Genomic DNA, 15,765 nt, shown 5'->3' on the forward strand with positions numbered 1-15,765 from the left:
TGCCTCAGGCCCGGTGCCGCCCGCGTCGCCTCTCTCGCGCCGGTTCGAGCTGAGCAGCCGCCACCAGGAGCACGAGGATGATGATGCCCAAGGTGCTGTTCAGGAACGGGTTGAAGTAGCTCGTGACGGCCACTCCACCCAGTGCGGCCGCCAGTGCGCCCGTCGCGGAGGCTGGTCCGGTCAGCGCACCGCGCGTCCGCAGCAAGGCGATCGGCGTCCAGGCATAGAGAACGAGGAAGAGCACCAGCCCTGGAGCCCCCAGCTTCATGAGGAGATCCCAGTACAGGTACTCGGTGCGGCCGTCATCTCGGATCTCGTCCAGGTTGTAGCCGATGCCCCATCCGGTCAGGGGTCGTTCCCGGATTCTCTCCTTGGTGAGGACCAGGGTCCGGGCCCGGATCTCCACCGCCACCGCGTCCGGGTCGTCGCTGCCGGTAGGCGTCTTCGCCGTGCTCGAGCGGGATGCCGGAGTCGTTGACTGGCTGCCCGTGCTGGGCACCCCCGAGGGAGCAGGGGTCGTCGTCCCCGGACCGGGAACGCCGGGCGTGGTGGTGGTGGTTGGCGACGGTTGAGGCGTGCCCGTAGGGGTTTCGGAGCTCGGCACGAGGTGAGCCAGCCCCGGGCTCAACCGGGCAGCGCCGGCGCGAAGCAGCTCTGGCCCACCGTAGAGAGCCGCTGACAGCGCGACCAGGACAGCCAGGCTGGCTGCAACCAGGCCCAGGGCCCGCAGCAAGGCGCCAAGGTCGCGGGCGCACCACACGAGAAAGATCAGGAGGGCGGCGATGAACCCGATCCACAGGGACCTGGTCAGTGACAGCACGAGTCCCATCGCGACGACTGCCGACCCGATGAGGTATGCCGTCTGGTGTAGTCGTCGGCTGCGGACCTGCGTCTGCCCGACCGTGGCCATGCCCCGGATCCCCAGAAGCAGTGCCGGAATGAACAGGACCTCACTACGAAGGTAGATACGCAGGATCCCGTCACCCACCAGCGCGAGCCCGCCCATCGAGTGGCGGGTGAGCCACTGACCGAGCGCGTTGACGTCGAGTGCCTCTGATGGCGCTGCCACGTGCAGGACCACCACCGCGACCGCCAAGGCAGCCGATCCCCAGAAGAGGATCCTCAGCAGGCGTTCGAGCTCGGGGACGCTCAGCCGCAGCGCCAAGACGGTCGGCACCAGCAGCAGGGCGGAGAACGTGGTCAGGTCGGCAGCGATGAACGCCTTGGAGTTGTGCAGGTGGGTTGCCCATGCGGCGGAAGCACCGAGCAGAACCAGGAAAGCGGCCAGGACCCGGATGAACCCCTGGCGCACCAGGTAGCCACGCTGTTCCCAGACGATGGGAACGGAGGCAAGCAGGCAGCCGATGAACAAGAGCATGCGGATGCTGAGTGGACCGACGACGAGCCAGCGACCGCTGGATCCCACCGTGCACTCGGCGACGAAGGCTGCAAAGAAGCCCGCGGTCAGGCGCCGAGACAAGCGGAGTCCGGTGGGCGCTGCCCTCGATGGCACGCCGTCCACCACCCTCCTGTCGTCCAGGCGTACTGACCGGTGCCTGCGGAACGACCAGCATAGACAGCGTTCGACCCCGTCAGTCGGAGGGGCGCGACGGCAGAGCGCGACCAGGAGTCACCACGTAGGCGAATCCGACCCCACCCGTATACTCGCCGGGACAATTCCGGACGGAAACACCCCTGAGGGGCAAGTGAAGGGGGACCTGTGGGAAGGGTGCTCTTCCTGGGCTCACCGTTCTTCGGCTATCACCAACACATCATCTCGGCGTTCGAGCGACAGGGCTACGCGGTCGACTACTTCAACGACCGGCCCGGCGAGAACCCGTTCATCAAGGGCGCCATCCGGGTACGGCCCGGGCTCGTGGACGGTGTCGTCCAGCGCTATCTGGACGGCATCCTCGACGAGACCCGCGGTCGGGACTACGACCTGGTGTTCGTGATCAACGGCAAGGTGCTCACGCGCGAGTTCGTCCAGGCACTGCGCGCACAGCACCCCCATGCCGAGGCAGTGCTCTACCTCTGGGACTCCATCCAGCTCTACCCGCACGTCCTCGACTTCGCCGACCTCTTCGACCGCCGCTACACCTTCGATGCCGTCGACGCCCGTGAGCGGCCGGACTTCGTGCTTCTTCCACTCTTCTACACCGACGACTACCGGGCCCTCGGCGCCAGGCACGTGGAGCGTTTCGACTTCGACCTCGCGAACGTCTGCACCGCCCACGCCAACCGCTACGCCCTGATGAGCGTCCTGGTGCCGCGTCTGAAGGATGCCGGTCTCCGGGTGTTCTCCTACCTGTACCTGAACCCCCTGCAGTTCGCCTACAACAAGGCGACGTCGCCGGTGTTCAAGCGCGCTCGGTGGAGGGAGTTCGGATTCCGCCCGCTGGACGTCCGTGACTACCTCGACGTGCTGGCTCGGTCGCATGCGGTGCTGGATGTCAGCCACAACGCTCAGTCCGGACTCACGATGCGGACCATCGAGACCGTGGGCGCTCGCCGCAAGCTGGTCACGTCGAACGCCGAAGTCGTCAAGTACCCGTTCTACGACCCCTCGCGGGTGTTGGTCCTGGACACGGCCGAGTTCGACAGCGCGGCCATCAGGGCCTTCATCGAGATCCCGCAGGACAGACTGGACGACGCCACCTATGAGCGTTACGGAATCCATGCCTGGCTCCGCGAGATCGTCATGGGAGAAGGGAGTCACCATGAGTCGGTACTCCACGAGTGAGCTGCTGCGCTCGGCATACTGCCTCGCCCTCACCAAGGTGTTCTTCCGTGGCGCGCGCCTGGTTCGTCGCCCGGTGTTCCTCCGGGGCCGTCGCCACCTGTCCTTCGGGCCCGGCTTCACCACCGGCTTTGGCTGTCGCTTCGACCTCGGGGGCGGTGGAGTGGACGGCACCACCCTCCGCATCGGTCGAAACTGTCGGATGGGAGACAGGGTGCACATCGTCGCCTCCGAACGTGTCGAGGTCGGCGTGAACTGCCTGATGGCCTCGAACATCTTCATCTCGGACACCTCACATGGCAGCTACCAAGGCACCCACCAGTCGGCGCCCGACACCGACCCGAACGACCGGCCACTCTCCTCGCGACCGGTGCGCATCGGCGACAACGTGTGGATTGGTGAGAACGTGTGCATCCTGCCGGGCGTGACCATCGGGGACGGCGCCATCGTCAACGCCAGCGCCGTGGTGACCACGGACGTCCCACCTGCCACCATCGTCGCCGGGGTGCCCGCTCGAGTGCTGAAGCGGTGGGACGAGGCGACCGGGCAGTGGCGCACGGCATGAGGATCTCGGTCTGTCTGGCGACGTACAACGGTGAGGACTTCGTCGTGCAGCAGCTCGAGTCGATCCTCGACCAGCTGGGCCCCGAAGACGAGGTCGTCGTGTCCGACGATGCCTCGACGGACGCCACGGTCGAGCGCATCACCACCCTGGGCGACCCACGGATCACGGTGCACCGCAACGGGAGCAACCTCGGGTACAGCAAGAACTTCGAGAACTCCCTGCGCCGCGCCACCGGCGACCTCGTCTTCATCGCCGACCAGGACGATGTCTGGCTGCCGGACAAGGTCTCGACCATGGTGCAGGCTCTGAGCGTGCACGACCTCGTGGTGTCGGACGTCGCCATCGTCGACGGGGACCTGCGCCAGACCTCCCCGTCGCACTTCGACGAATACCGGGTGCACGCCGGGTTCCTGCACAACTTCCTGCGCACGCGGTACATCGGCGCCGCGATGGCCATGCACCGTCGGGTCCTCGACGTGGCGCTACCACTTCCCGGGCGCTCAGACCTCTGCGCCTACGACTACTGGCTGGCGTGCGTCGCCGAGCTCTACTTCGACGTCGGACTCGTCCGTCAGCCGCTGATGCTCTATCGGCGCCACGACCACACGGCGTCCAGCGGAGGGACGGCGAGCCCCCACTCGGTGGCCCACCGGGTGGCGGTGCGGGCCTACTGCGCCCTTCAGCTGGGGCGACGGTTCAGGCGACGCCGCGCCCTCGCCCCACCTCGGTGACGACTGACGACCCACCACCGTTCCCCGCGTACTCGGCAACTTCCGCGCGCAGACCTGCTCGCAGCGAGCTGGGGGTGTAGCCGAAGGCGGCTGTGGCTGCGTCGTGGGGGAAGCTGCGGTCCTCGCCCATCCGCTGGACCTTCTCGACGTAGTCGACCCGCCCAGCGGTGAGGACGCGGATGACTCTCGCCAGGGCGACACCGACGCCGAGCGGGACACTCACGAATCGCGTGCGACGACCGAGCTCCGAGCGGATCAGCTCGAGCACCTCGCGCAACGCCACAGGGCTCTCCCCGGACAGGATGAAGTCGCCTTCGGTGATCTCGGGATTCGCGAGTACCTGCTGGTAGGCGCGGCCCAGGTCGCGCTGGTGCACTGGCTGGACCAGCCCCCGGCCGCGATCGACCACCGGCATGACCGGCAACCGGTCCACCAGCTTGATGAAGGTGACCATGTTGCCGTCGCTGACCGAGCCGTAGATCATCGTCGGCCGCAGGTAGACGACTCCCAGCCCGGGGTGTTCGCGCGTCACTTCGGCGATGGCGCTCTCGATGCGCGTGTACTCCTCGGAAGCACTCTTGTACGAGGAGTAGATGCCAGTGGTGTGCACGAGGATCGCCCGCCTGACGTTGCGCTTCGCCGCAGCAGTGACGACCTGGAGGCTGAGGAAGATCGAGGCGATGTGCAGGAGCTCGTCGACGCCCTCCATGCAGCGGTCGACGAACCCAGGGTCGTCGAGATCCCCGACCACGAGTTCGATGTCCAGGCCGCAGCCCTCGAGGAAGGCCGTGTCGGAGGTGCTCCGGACGACGCAGCGGATGCGCCCCGAGTACGCGTTGTCCACGAGTGCTTCCACGAAGAAGCGACCACTGCGCCCTGTGGCACCGGTGACGAGAAGCATCCGCCGACCCTATCGTCACGGCTCTGACAGGGGGCCCGCCGGCAACCACCACCGCGGCACTCACCCGCGCCCTCGGAGGAGGAACGGCGCGGTCTTCCTCCACACCCTTGGGCGCCGCCTATACTCGCCGGGCGCGGTCCGGCGTCGTCGCGGTCCCGGACAGGAGGGTCGGCCTTGAGTTCCACAATGGGGCGCCTGCTGACCCCCGCGGTCGCGGCGGTCAGTGCTCGGGCGGTCAGCATGACCGGGGCGTTCGCGCTCACGACGGTCTACCTCCGCTCGATGCAGGTGCGCGAGGCCGGGCTGGTGCTGTTCATCTACACGGTGCTCGCGGTTGCCGCGACCGTCGCCGTTCTGGGCGGCAACACCCTGGCCATGCGCGACAGCGCCCGCGATGCCACCTCGGCGGCAGCCACCATCCGCCACACGGCGGCGCTCAGCGTGCTGGCGTCCCCCGCCGTCTCGGTGCTGCTGGTCATCGCCATCCTCGTGCAGGGCCGCGGGACGACCTCGGTGTGGGTAGCCGTGGTGGCGGGGCTCACGGTCGCACCGTGGGCCCTGTCGACGGTGGCTGGTTCCACCCTCCGCGGGCTGGGCCGGGTGGGCGCCGGCACCCTCGCCGAGGTGGGCCTGAGCGTATGGGTGGCGGCGATCGGCATGGCCGTGATGGCCCTTCTTGGACATGCCACGGCCATCGCGGCCGTCGTCATGTTGCTGGTCGGCAACGTCATCACGATGGTCTGGTCGTGCTGGCTCGTGACGCGGCTCGTGCCGTCCGTGCGCCAGGCATCCCCTGGGCTGGGTCAGTTCCTGCGCCAACAGCGCCACACGCTGTCCTCCTTTCTCACCGCCTCCCTCGGCAGCTATCTCTTCGTCTGGCTGCCGGTCGTGGTCCTCGGGTACGTCAACGCGGACGCAGGGCTCGCACAGCACGATGTCGCCACCTTCAACGCCGGCGCCCGGCCGGCCCAGTTCGTGGCGATCGTCGCCCTCATCCAGGCGTCGTACCTCGGGCCCCGGTTCGCCCGGCTGTTCCACGTGGGCGACCTCGAAGGCCTCGCCAGGGTGTCGCGCCGCTCCGTCCGGTGGGCCGGCGCCTGGGGGGTCCTGTTCTGCGCGGTGGCAGTGGTCCGACCCCAGGCCATCCTTGCGATCTTCGGAGGGTATGCCGACGCGGCACCAATCCTGACCACACTCACCGTGGGTGGCCTGGTGGTCGTGCTCATCGGTCCGGTCAGCCAGGTGATGCTGGTCGCGGGACTCGAGCGGGATGCGCGCACGTTCACCCTGGTCCTGTTGGTGTTGGCCGCCGTCGGCCTGCCCCTGCTCGCCCACTGGGGCACCTTCGCGGTGTCCGTCGGGACGGCAGTGACGGCCGTCGCCTACGCCGTGGCCTGCTGGGTGAGACTCGGTCGCGCCGGGATCGACGTGGGGCCGATCTCCTTACGGCGCGCGCCCACCCGCAGCGGGTCCTGAGCGATCGGGCCCAGGGGGCCCAGCCCCGCGGGGTGCGTGGCGGACCCGAATCGTCAGGTGGGTGGCACAGGGCCGGAGAGTCCGGTCTCAGGCGTCGCTCAGCGCGCCACGACCCTTCGGGCGATGCGTCGGCCTCGACGCGCGGCTCGGCGAGCGAGATCGACGGTCCGCTGCCCCTGCACGACGGCGCCCCTTGTCGTGGACGACAGGAGCATCGAGCGCAGCATCCGGGCCCGTGATCCCGAGTAGTCCTGGACCTGGCGCAGGAGCTGCTCCTGGATTTCCACGTAGTCGTCCAGGTCCCGCCGGGAGGCCTGCACTCCGAGGTGACCAGCCGTCTCGATGACGAGCTTGGCCACCGACTTCCTGGCCAGCTCACCCTGCAGCCCGCCCGTGTCCCGGGCGCGGACGTAGAACATCACCAGCCCGCGGACGACGACACTCTCGAACGCGAGGGGCGAGTCCCAGGACCACTCCTGGTCGATGTAGGTGGTCTCACCCTCGCTGACGATGACGTTGCCCGGCGTCGCATCGAGGAACGAGGGTGGGAGGTGACCCGAGGCGTCCTGGTTGGCGCGAAGGTGCTCGATCCACGGACCGAGGGCGAGCGCCACCGACTCCGTCGTGGCGCTGCGCGCCATGGCGGCGTCCGAAGCCAGCTGGGAGGCGGACTCCCCGACGATCCAGCTCTCCGTCGACGACTCCGTCATGGAGACCGGGCCGGGACGCTGCGGGAGCTGCGTCATCCTCTCTCGGGTGACCTTCGCCGTGCCTGACTCGAGCCCTGAGACACGGGTCGACGCCCAGTACTCGGGCTTCCTGGGGGTCATGTTGAACGCGGCGATGTCCCACGGGGCCGTCACCCTCGACTGCGTGGCCGCCGGGGAGGCCACCACGAGGAAGGAGTTGGCGAGGTCCGGCACCAAACCGTTGCGCTCGGCTTCGTGCCATGCGGCGCGCTGGTTGAACAGTGGGCTCTTCGGGTACGACGAGTAGTCCGTGGCGACCTGCTGGGAGATCAGCTCGGCCAGCTGCGGACCCGCCGTGGTCGCCGCCCTCTCGGAGACCACGGACCGGACGAACTTGTAGTCGGGGAACGGGAAGTAGAAGTCCACTCCCTCGAAACCAGCCTTGCGCAGGCTCTGCTCGAGCTCCACGCGCCCGAGGGTGCGGGGACCGTTCGTGCCGCTGCCCCGGTACCCCTCTATGCCGTCGAACCTCACGCCGGTGTGGTCCTCGGCCGCGCCGGAGAGGTACTTGAGCCCGAACTTGTTCTCGATGGCGAGCACGAGGGCGCCGTCGTCGGCAACCCGCGACCGCAGGTCGGTCAGCATCTCGTGGATGGGGTCGTCGGCCGTGGACGACATCGCCGAGTACTCGAGGACGCCAACGCAGAACACCACGCCGAAGGGCTCGACCGGAGTCAGCTGCTGGAACGGGGCGCAGACGACGGCCACGTTGTCCTGGTCGCGCGAACGGGCCGCGCCGACCGCCGCCCGGTGCACCTCCCCTTCGACACCCACGACCGCCTCGAAGGTCTCGCCCAGCAGTCGCGTGATGGAGCCGCAACCCGAGCCGATCTCCATGACGGTCGAGGACCGGTCGAACTCGAAGGCACGCAGCAGCGTGCTGCGCTCGGCGCTGAGGTAGTAGCGAGCCGGCCAGCTCGCTGCCAGCCCTTCCAGCTCAGGCGACAGCGAGCTGAGGTCCCGGGCGCCGTTGATCAGTCCGAGCAGGGGGCCACGGGCGAAGTCGTCGGAAGGGTAGCCCGTGCCGTCGCTGCGCTCGGGCAGCCAGACGCCGCTGTCGTTGCGGACCAGGTCGGTGTCGAAAATCTGGGCGAGGTCGAGCGGCATGGATGTCCTTGGGTCGCAGGTGGGGCACGTGACGGCCCCCGCTGTTAGCCAAAGACGCCGTTACGGGCGCCCAGACTCTACCTGCGGGTGTCGACGCATGCCACGCGACCGGCGCTCACGCGAGCGCCGACACCGCCGCTGCCACTGCGTCGGCCACACCCGGGGCGAAGACGCTCGGCACGATCTCCTCGGCGGTGGGGTGCTCGACCAGATCGGCGATCGCCTGCGCCGCAGCCAGCTTCATGGCCTCGGTGACCTGCGACGCCCCTGAGTCCAGCGCTCCCCGGAAGATCCCCGGGAAGGCCAGCACGTTGTTGATCTGGTTGGGGAAGTCCGAGCGCCCGGTGGCGACCACCGCGGCATAGCGGGCCGCGACGTCAGGGTGGACCTCGGGAGTGGGGTTCGCGAGCGCGAAGATGATCGCGTCGGGGGCCATCCGGGCGACGTCCTCCTCAGGGACCTGCCCACCAGACACCCCGACGAAGACGTCAGCGCCCGTGAGGGCGTCGGCCAAGCCGCCGGACAGCCCTCGTGGGTTGGTGGTGGCAGCGAGCCGGCGCTTGTGGTCGGCGAGGTCGTCGCGGCTCGGCGAGATGATGCCGCGCGAGTCGCACACCACGAGGTCGGCGACGCCGGCGCGGGCCAGCAGCTTGGTCACGGCCACCCCCGCGGCACCGGCTCCGGAGACGACCACGCGCAGGGACTCGAGCGGGCGGCCCACCACGGTGGCCGCGTTGAGCAGGCCGGCCAGGACCACGATCGCCGTGCCGTGCTGGTCGTCGTGGAACACCGGGATGTCCAGGCGCTCCTGCAGCAGGCGCTCGATCTCGAAGCAGCGCGGCGCCGAGATGTCCTCGAGGTTGATGCCGCCGTAGGTGGGCGCGATCCGGGCGATGGCGTCGACCAGCTCCTCCACCGTGCCGGACTCCATGCACACCGGCACGGCGTCGACGCCACCGAAGTGCTTGAACAGCACCGCCTTGCCCTCCATCACGGGCAAGGCAGCCAGCGGGCCGATGTCGCCGAGCCCGAGGACGGCGGTGCCGTCGGTGACGACCGCCACCGTGTTGGCTCGAGCGGTGTAGCGGGCGGCCAGCGTCGGGTCGACCGCGATCGCACGGGAGACATCCGCAACGCCCGGCGTGTAGAGCAGGGCCAGGTCGGTGCGGTCCCGCAGCGGCTGCGTGGCGTGTACCCCGAGCTTGCCGCCCTCGTGCGCCCGGAAGACCGGGTCGGACGGGTCGAACAGCGGGTACGACGGGATGGCAGACATGGACGAGTCACCTCAAAAGGGAGCCGGAGCTTGCTGACAGAAGAACTGCGTGGGGCACACACCGCGCACGGATCGAGCCGCGCGGTCGAACGACAGCCGGGTGTGGCCTCTCAAACGCAAGGTGCGGGGGTTACCCGCGAGTTCATGGTGGCACAAGAGAGACGGCGAAACCACCGTCGTGACGCGAGTGTGACCCGCGTCGCCCATCGGGGTGGCAGGATGCGCGTCAGTCCCCCACGTGGCGCCGCGCCCCTGCCCGCCACTCGTCATCCGAGGAAGGAACCTCACCGCATGACCCACCGCCTTCGCCCCACCACCCTCCTCATCGCGGGGCTGGCCACCGCTGGACTGGCACTGTCGGCCTGTGGTTCGGACTCGCTGTCCACCAACACGAGCAGCTCGAGCAGCTCCACGACCAAGGCCACGGTCGACCAGGCGCTCGTGGCCAAGCTCCCGGCCAAGATCAAGAGCGCCGGGAAGATCGTCATCGGCACCGACGCGACCTACCAGCCGAACGAGTACCTCGACTCCGACGGCAAGACCGTCATCGGGATGGACGTCGAGCTCTTCGACGCGGTCATGGCCAAGTTCGGCATCAAGACCGAGTGGGTCCCCACCGGCTTCGACCAGATCATCCTCGGCGTGACGAGCAGCAAGTACGACGTGGGCGTGTCCTCCTTCACGGTCAACGCCGAGCGCGAGAAGCAGGCCACCATGGTCAGCTACTTCACCGCAGGCACCCAGTGGGTCACCCAGAAGGGCAACCCCAAGAAGGTCGACCCCGCGAGCGCCTGCGGCCTCAACATCGCCGTGCAGAAGGCCACCGTCCAGGCCGACGAGGACCTGCCGAAGCGCAGCAAGGAGTGCACCGACGCCGGCAAGCCGGCCATCAAGCCCATCGTCGACGCCGACCAGGCCAAGGTGACCTCGGCGGTCCTGACCGGCAAGGCCGACGCCATGCTCGTCGACCTGCCGCCGGCCATCAGCGCCGTCGCCACGACGCAGGGCAAGCTCGAGCTGCTCGGTGAGCAGTACGACTCGGCGCCCTACGGCTACGTGCTCCCCAAGGACCAGACCGACTTCGGGCAGGCCATCGCCGACGCGCTCAAGTCGCTCGAGGCCGACGGCACGTACAAGTCGATCCTCGCGAAGTGGAAGACCGAGGGCGGCGCCATCAGCGACTTCGCTGTGAACCCGCAGCCCTGATGTCCACCACCTCCGCTGCAGCGGACCGGCCGGGCAAGATCCACGCCCGGCCGGTCCGGCACCCCTGGCGCTGGGTCGCGATCGCGGTGATCCTCGTGATCGTCGCGATGATGGTGAGCTCGGTGGTCACCAACCCGAACTGGAACTGGTCCTTCGCGTTCGAGATCATGCAGCAGCGGCCGGTCATCGACGGGCTGTGGAAGGGGACCATCTTCGGCACCATCGGCGCCATGGTCCTCGGCATCGTCCTCGGGATCGCGTTGGCCGTCATGCGGCTGTCGACCAACCCGGTGCTGCGGGGGGTGGCGTTCGTCTACACCTGGTTCTTCCGGGCCATGCCGCGCTACGTCCTGCTGGCCATCCTCGGTGGCGCGATCGCGGTGCTGTACAACCCGATCGACGTCGGCATCCCGTTCGGCCAGCAGCTGTCCAAGGCGCTCGGCCTCGGCAACGACCTGACCTTCTTCAGCTTCAGCTGGAACGACATCTCGTCCTCGATCTGGATCGGCATCCTGGGCCTCGGGCTCTCCGAGGCCGCCTACATGGCCGAGATCGCCCGCGCCGGCATCCTGTCGGTCGACAAGGGACAGGCGGAGGCGGCGCACGCCCTCGGCATGCCCCCCGGCAAGACCATGCGACGGATCGTGCTGCCCCAGGCGATGCGCGTGATCGTGCCCCCGACGGGCAACGAGACGATCGCCATGGTCAAGGACACCTCGCTGTTCATCGCCGCGTCGATCATCACCGAGCTCTACTTCCAGGCCTACGGCTTCGGCTCGCGGAGCTTCCAGATCGTGCCCGGCTTCATGGCCGCCACCTTGTGGTACCTCATCGTGTGCTCGATCCTGATGGTGGGGCAGTACTACCTCGAGCGCTACTACGGACGCGGCTTCGGAGCCCCGTCCAAGGCCACCCGGCGCAAGCTCGACACGATCACGGCAGGTCACTGATGAGCACCGACACCAGCACCGGCTCCACCACGGACACCGGCATGAGCACGGGAGACCCCCTGGTCCACGCCGTCAACGTCACCAAGGCGTTCCACGGCACCGAGGTCCTCAAGGGCATCGACATGGACGTCCACCCCGGTGAGGTGGTCTGCCTGCTCGGACCCTCGGGATCGGGCAAGACCACCTTCCTGCGGTGCATCAACCAGCTCGAGTCGATCGACGGCGGCCGGATCTGGGTGGACGGCGACCTGATGGGCTACGAGGACCGCAGCGGGACGCTGCACCGCCTCACGGACAAGCGGATCGCCGCCCAGCGCCGTGAGATCGGCATGGTCTTCCAGCGGTTCAACCTCTTCCCCCACCTGACGGCGCTCGAGAACATCATGGAGGCGCCGATCCAGGTCAAGGGCGAGAAGAAGAAGGTGGTCCGCGGGCGCGCCCTCGCCCTGCTCGAGCAGGTGGGGCTGAAGGACAAGCCCAACGCCTACCCCGCCCAGCTCTCGGGTGGTCAGCAGCAGCGCGTCGCCATCGCCCGGGCCCTGGCCATGCAGCCCAAGCTGATGCTCTTCGACGAGCCCACCTCGGCCCTTGACCCCGAGCTCGTGGGTGAGGTCCTCCTGGTGATGCGCCAGCTCGCCCAGGACGGCATGACGATGATCGTCGTCACCCACGAGATGGGCTTCGCCCGTGACGTCGCCGACCGGGTCGTCTTCATGGACGGCGGCGTGGTCGTCGAGCAGGGACCGCCGAGCACCGTGATCTCCAACCCCCAGCACGAGCGCACCCGCAGCTTCCTGCGGCGGATGCGGCAGGAGGAGGAAGCGCACGAGAAGGCCCGCGAGGGCGCCGTGGCGCCCTTGGACACCGAGGGCGCCGGCTGATGCCGGTGGGGCTCGGCGTCGTGGTCGTCCGTGGACGGTCCATGGAGCCCACCCTCCACACCGGTGACCGGATGCTCGTGCTGCGGGGCGCACCGCCCCGGCTGGGCCGCCTGGCCATCGTCCGGCTGCCCGACGACGACTCCGGGAACCCCCGACCGCTGGCCATCAAGCGCGTCACGATGCGCGACCCCAGCGACCGACGGCGCTACTGGGTCGAGAGCGACAACCAGAGCGCCACCGGCGTTGCCGACTCGTGGACGCACGGCATCGGCTCACTGGCTCGGGAGCAGATCCGCGCGATCGTGCTCTTCCGGATCCCCCACCGGGTCCGCCTGCCCGGCCCGCGCCGCGGGCGCCCCGACCTCGACTGAGGTGCGGGGGCCCCGCGCAAGCGGGTGCGCGAGAGCCGCCCACGCGGCATACCCGTTCGTATGCCGGGCAGCCCAGGGGGTGCCGTGCGGCTCGCTGACCTGCGGGGTAGGGTCGAAGACGCAGGTGAAGGTTCCTGAACTCCTGCTACGCCCGGAAGTCCACCTCGCAGAAGGGATTCGCATGCTCTCCCGCATTTTCCGCACCACCGAGGTCAGCGCCCACTGCGACCTGCCCTGTGGTGTCTACGACCCCGCCCAGGCGCGCATCGAGGCCGAGTCGATCAAGGCGATCATCGCCAAGGTCGCCGACAACGACGACCCCGACTTCCGCACCCGCGCGGTGGTCATCAAGGAGCAGCGCTCCGAGCTGGTCAAGCACCACCTGTGGGTGCTCTGGACCGACTACTTCAAGCCGCCGCACTTCGAGAAGTACCCCGACCTGCACACGCTGTTCAACCAGGCCACCAAGCTGGCTGGCGCGTCGGGCACCAAGGGTGAGTTCGACGCCGCGAAGGCGGACGAGCTGCTCGCCAAGATCGACGAGATCGACAAGATCTTCAAGGAGACCAAGGCCGCCTGAGGTCCGCTCCAGCCGTTCGCCCGTCCCGCACCGCGGGGCGGGCGTTCGTCGTTGGGGACGCCGACCCTGCCCTGCGCACGCCTGCCACCTGCGGGTTGGTGCGGAAGTGACCCCTGTTTGCTCCCACAGTTACCCACGAGTCGGGCATATCGTACGCACTGGCTGCCGTCCCGCAGTCGCCCACTCTCCATTGGAGGTCACGGTGAGCATCGACACCGACGTCGATCACGACACAGTCCCCCCTGCCAACAAGGGTCTGCTGGCCATTGCCGGCGTCCTGCTCGCCCTCCCACTGGTGGCGCTGGCCTGGGTCGGCAGCTACGCGCGCAAGGACCCCGAGCTGTGGGGTTTCCCCTTCTTCATCTGGTACCAGTTCCTCTGGGTCTTCCTCTGCTCCGCGCTGACGTTCACGGCCTACAAGCTGGTGCTCAGGGCGCGCCCGCACCGCCCGATGCCGGGCCACCGCGACGATGAGACCCGCCGCCGCGACGAGGAGGCCGGCCGATGACCGCGCTCGCCCCCCTCGTGACCGACACCAGCGTCAACGGGGTCGCCCTGACCGTCCTCGTCCTGCTGTTCGCACTGGTGACCGGGATGGGCTTCTGGGCCACCCGGTGGCGCAAGGCCGACAGCATGGAGTCGCTCGACGAGTGGGGTCTGGGCGGTCGCCGCTTCGGCACCTGGGTCACCTGGTTCCTCCTCGGCGGCGACCTCTACACGGCCTACACCTTCGTCGCGGTGCCTGCGGCGATGTTCGCGACCGGTGCGGTCGCCGGGTTCTTCGCGGTCCCCTACACGATCGTGCTCTACCCGATCATCTTCATCTTCATGGCGCGCCTGTGGTCGGTCAGCCACCGGCACGGCTACGTGACGCCGGCCGACTTCGTCCGCGGGCGCTACGGCTCCCGTGGGCTGTCGCTCGCGGTGGCGGTTACCGGCATCCTCGCGACGATGCCCTACATCGCGCTCCAGCTGGTCGGCATCCAGGCCGTCCTCGAGGTCGCCGGTGTGGGTGGCGAGTCGGTCCTCGCCAAGGACCTGCCGCTGTTCATCGCCTTCGCCCTGCTCGCGGCCTACACCTACTCCAGTGGTCTGCGGGCCCCCGCGGTCATCGCGTTCGTCAAGGACGCGCTGATCTACCTCGTCATCATCGTGGCCGTGATCTACCTGCCGACGAAGGTCGGCGGCTGGGACGCGATCTTCGGTGCCGCCGAGAAGAAGATGGCCGCACCCAACCCGATCGACGGCAAGCCCAACGGCGCCTTCATCCCGTCGCAGCAGCAGTTCGTCGCCTACGCCACCTTGGCCTTCGGCTCGGCGCTGGCGTTGTTCATGTACCCGCACTCGATCACGGCCACGCTCTCGAGCTCGAGCCGCAACACGATCCGCCGCAACGCCTCGATCCTGCCGGCGTACTCGTTCGTCCTCGGCCTCCTGGCCCTGCTCGGCTGGGTGGCGATCGCGGCTGGCACCAAGCCGATCGGTCTCGACGGCAAGCCCAATGCCCAGCTGGTCATCCCGCAGCTCTTCGAGGACAAGTTCCCCAGCTGGTTCGCCGGGGTCGCGTTCGCGGCGGTGGCGATCGGGGCGCTGGTCCCGGCGGCGATCATGTCGATCGCAGCCGCGAACACGTTCACCCGCAACATCTACAAGGAATGGCTCAAGCCCGACGCCACCCATGCCCAGGAGGCCAAGGTCGGCAAGCTGATCTCGTTGCTGGTCAAGGCGTTCGCCCTGGTGTTCGTGCTGACCCTCGACAAGCAGAACGCGATCAACTTCCAGCTCCTCGGCGGCATCTGGATCCTGCAGACGCTCCCGTCGATCGTGTTCGGGCTCTACACGCGGTGGTTCCACCGCTGGGCCCTGCTCGCCGGCTGGGCGGTGGGCATGGCCTACGGCACCTATGCGGCGTGGGGCGTGGCCAACCCGCGCAGCAAGGTCGCGCACTTCGGTGGGTCGCTCGACCCGATCCCGGTGCTCGGCGACCTGGGCTACATCGCCATGACGGCGTTCGTCATCAACCTCCTGGTGGCCGTGGTCCTGACCGTCGTGCTGACGGCGATGAAGGTCGACGCCGGTCGCGACGAGACGATCCGGGGCGACTACTTCGCCGATGCGGGTGACCCCCGCGTGGAGAAGAACCGCGAGATGGACGCCCACCTCACCACGGGCACGCCGTAGCGGCGGCCCCTCAGCAAGGTCGGGCGGTGTCGGGACGAGGTCCCGGCACCGCCC

14 protein-coding genes and 1 pseudogene are annotated in these 15,765 nt (G+C 68.6%); 11 read left to right on the forward strand and 4 right to left on the reverse strand.

Annotation, left to right across the window (positions count from 1 at the left end; translation table 11 throughout):
* Nucleotides 1-4: 4 nt before the first annotated feature.
* The gene (locus ACXJKD_RS05935) at nucleotides 5-1,378 is read right to left on the reverse strand and encodes a hypothetical protein (protein WP_457253544.1); all 1,374 of its coding nucleotides are present in this window, start codon (nucleotides 1,376-1,378) and stop codon (nucleotides 5-7) included.
* A 342-nt stretch (nucleotides 1,379-1,720) separates the two neighbouring features.
* Between ACXJKD_RS05935 and ACXJKD_RS05940 the strand changes: the two genes are divergently transcribed.
* The 3 genes and pseudogenes from ACXJKD_RS05940 to ACXJKD_RS05950 all read left to right on the forward strand — a co-directional run bounded on the left by ACXJKD_RS05940 (nucleotide 1,721) and on the right by ACXJKD_RS05950 (nucleotide 4,036).
* On the forward strand, nucleotides 1,721-2,743 hold the full coding sequence (locus tag ACXJKD_RS05940; RefSeq protein WP_457253545.1) for a hypothetical protein: 1,023 nt from the start codon (nucleotides 1,721-1,723) through the stop codon (nucleotides 2,741-2,743).
* A 373-nt stretch (nucleotides 2,744-3,116) separates the two neighbouring features.
* Nucleotides 3,117-3,278 (forward strand): annotated as a pseudogene (locus ACXJKD_RS05945) (DapH/DapD/GlmU-related protein); the annotation flags it as partial.
* Between the two features lie 23 nt (nucleotides 3,279-3,301).
* Entirely contained in the window at nucleotides 3,302-4,036 is a 735-nt protein-coding gene (locus ACXJKD_RS05950; RefSeq protein WP_457253546.1) for a glycosyltransferase family 2 protein, read from the forward strand.
* On the opposite strand, the gene ACXJKD_RS05955 is transcribed toward ACXJKD_RS05950, so the two are convergent.
* Entirely contained in the window at nucleotides 4,002-4,937 is a 936-nt protein-coding gene (locus ACXJKD_RS05955; protein WP_457253547.1) for an NAD-dependent epimerase/dehydratase family protein, read from the reverse strand. The genes ACXJKD_RS05950 and ACXJKD_RS05955 overlap by 35 nt on opposite strands.
* A gap of 174 nt (nucleotides 4,938-5,111) precedes the next feature.
* Here ACXJKD_RS05955 and ACXJKD_RS05960 point away from each other — a divergent pair, with 174 nt between their 5' ends.
* Complete coding sequence (locus tag ACXJKD_RS05960) at nucleotides 5,112-6,413, forward strand: hypothetical protein (RefSeq protein ID WP_457253548.1); 1,302 nt, start codon at nucleotides 5,112-5,114, stop codon at nucleotides 6,411-6,413.
* A gap of 98 nt (nucleotides 6,414-6,511) precedes the next feature.
* On the opposite strand, the gene ACXJKD_RS05965 is transcribed toward ACXJKD_RS05960, so the two are convergent.
* Both ACXJKD_RS05965 and ACXJKD_RS05970 read right to left on the reverse strand, forming a co-directional pair.
* The gene (locus tag ACXJKD_RS05965) at nucleotides 6,512-8,269 is read right to left on the reverse strand and encodes a class I SAM-dependent methyltransferase (protein ID WP_457253550.1); all 1,758 of its coding nucleotides are present in this window, start codon (nucleotides 8,267-8,269) and stop codon (nucleotides 6,512-6,514) included.
* A 115-nt stretch (nucleotides 8,270-8,384) separates the two neighbouring features.
* Nucleotides 8,385-9,542, reverse strand: a complete 1,158-nt coding sequence (locus ACXJKD_RS05970; RefSeq protein WP_457253551.1) for an NAD(P)-dependent malic enzyme — start codon at nucleotides 9,540-9,542, stop codon at nucleotides 8,385-8,387.
* A 291-nt stretch (nucleotides 9,543-9,833) separates the two neighbouring features.
* On the opposite strand from ACXJKD_RS05970, the gene ACXJKD_RS05975 reads away from it, so the two are divergent.
* From ACXJKD_RS05975 to mctP, 7 genes are all read left to right on the forward strand, one after another.
* Nucleotides 9,834-10,748 (forward strand): ABC transporter substrate-binding protein, encoded by a 915-nt coding sequence (locus tag ACXJKD_RS05975; protein ID WP_457253552.1) that lies wholly within the window; start codon nucleotides 9,834-9,836, stop codon nucleotides 10,746-10,748.
* Nucleotides 10,748-11,698: an amino acid ABC transporter permease gene (locus ACXJKD_RS05980; protein ID WP_457253553.1), complete on the forward strand. Its 951-nt coding sequence runs from the start codon at nucleotides 10,748-10,750 to the stop codon at nucleotides 11,696-11,698. The genes ACXJKD_RS05975 and ACXJKD_RS05980 overlap by 1 nt, the downstream gene beginning before the upstream one ends.
* The gene (locus ACXJKD_RS05985) at nucleotides 11,698-12,579 is read left to right on the forward strand and encodes an amino acid ABC transporter ATP-binding protein (protein ID WP_457253554.1); all 882 of its coding nucleotides are present in this window, start codon (nucleotides 11,698-11,700) and stop codon (nucleotides 12,577-12,579) included. The genes ACXJKD_RS05980 and ACXJKD_RS05985 overlap by 1 nt, the downstream gene beginning before the upstream one ends.
* A complete protein-coding gene (locus ACXJKD_RS05990) occupies nucleotides 12,579-12,950 on the forward strand; it encodes a S24/S26 family peptidase (protein ID WP_457253555.1) in 372 nt (123 codons plus the stop codon). The genes ACXJKD_RS05985 and ACXJKD_RS05990 overlap by 1 nt, the downstream gene beginning before the upstream one ends.
* A 181-nt stretch (nucleotides 12,951-13,131) precedes the next feature.
* Nucleotides 13,132-13,530: a superoxide dismutase, Ni gene (gene sodN / locus ACXJKD_RS05995; protein ID WP_056922388.1), complete on the forward strand. Its 399-nt coding sequence runs from the start codon at nucleotides 13,132-13,134 to the stop codon at nucleotides 13,528-13,530.
* 202 nt (nucleotides 13,531-13,732) lie between these two features.
* Nucleotides 13,733-14,038 (forward strand): DUF3311 domain-containing protein, encoded by a 306-nt coding sequence (locus ACXJKD_RS06000; RefSeq protein WP_457253556.1) that lies wholly within the window; start codon nucleotides 13,733-13,735, stop codon nucleotides 14,036-14,038.
* A complete protein-coding gene (gene mctP / locus ACXJKD_RS06005) occupies nucleotides 14,035-15,711 on the forward strand; it encodes a monocarboxylate uptake permease MctP (protein ID WP_457253557.1) in 1,677 nt (558 codons plus the stop codon). Before ACXJKD_RS06000 ends, mctP begins: the two co-directional genes overlap by 4 nt.
* Nucleotides 15,712-15,765: the final 54 nt, after the last annotated feature.

The sequence above is a fragment of the Pedococcus sp. P5_B7 genome (genome assembly GCF_054049895.1).

What these genes read in the sequence shown, in the direction of transcription:
- ACXJKD_RS05990 (WP_457253555.1), top strand. Translation starts at nt 12,579, where the DNA reads ATGCCGGTGGGGCTCGGCGTCGTGGTCGTCCGTGGACGGTCCATGGAG.
- ACXJKD_RS05950 (WP_457253546.1), top strand. Translation starts at nt 3,302, where the DNA reads ATGAGGATCTCGGTCTGTCTGGCGACGTACAACGGTGAGGACTTCGTC.
- ACXJKD_RS05935 (WP_457253544.1), bottom strand. Translation starts at nt 1,378, where the DNA reads ATGCTCTTGTTCATCGGCTGCCTGCTTGCCTCCGTTCCCATCGTCTGG.
- ACXJKD_RS05985 (WP_457253554.1), top strand. Translation starts at nt 11,698, where the DNA reads ATGAGCACCGACACCAGCACCGGCTCCACCACGGACACCGGCATGAGC.
- sodN (WP_056922388.1), top strand. Translation starts at nt 13,132, where the DNA reads ATGCTCTCCCGCATTTTCCGCACCACCGAGGTCAGCGCCCACTGCGAC.
- ACXJKD_RS05965 (WP_457253550.1), bottom strand. Translation starts at nt 8,269, where the DNA reads ATGCCGCTCGACCTCGCCCAGATTTTCGACACCGACCTGGTCCGCAAC.
- ACXJKD_RS05955 (WP_457253547.1), bottom strand. Translation starts at nt 4,937, where the DNA reads ATGCTTCTCGTCACCGGTGCCACAGGGCGCAGTGGTCGCTTCTTCGTG.
- mctP (WP_457253557.1), top strand. Translation starts at nt 14,035, where the DNA reads ATGACCGCGCTCGCCCCCCTCGTGACCGACACCAGCGTCAACGGGGTC.
- ACXJKD_RS05970 (WP_457253551.1), bottom strand. Translation starts at nt 9,542, where the DNA reads ATGTCTGCCATCCCGTCGTACCCGCTGTTCGACCCGTCCGACCCGGTC.
- ACXJKD_RS05980 (WP_457253553.1), top strand. Translation starts at nt 10,748, where the DNA reads ATGTCCACCACCTCCGCTGCAGCGGACCGGCCGGGCAAGATCCACGCC.
- ACXJKD_RS05975 (WP_457253552.1), top strand. Translation starts at nt 9,834, where the DNA reads ATGACCCACCGCCTTCGCCCCACCACCCTCCTCATCGCGGGGCTGGCC.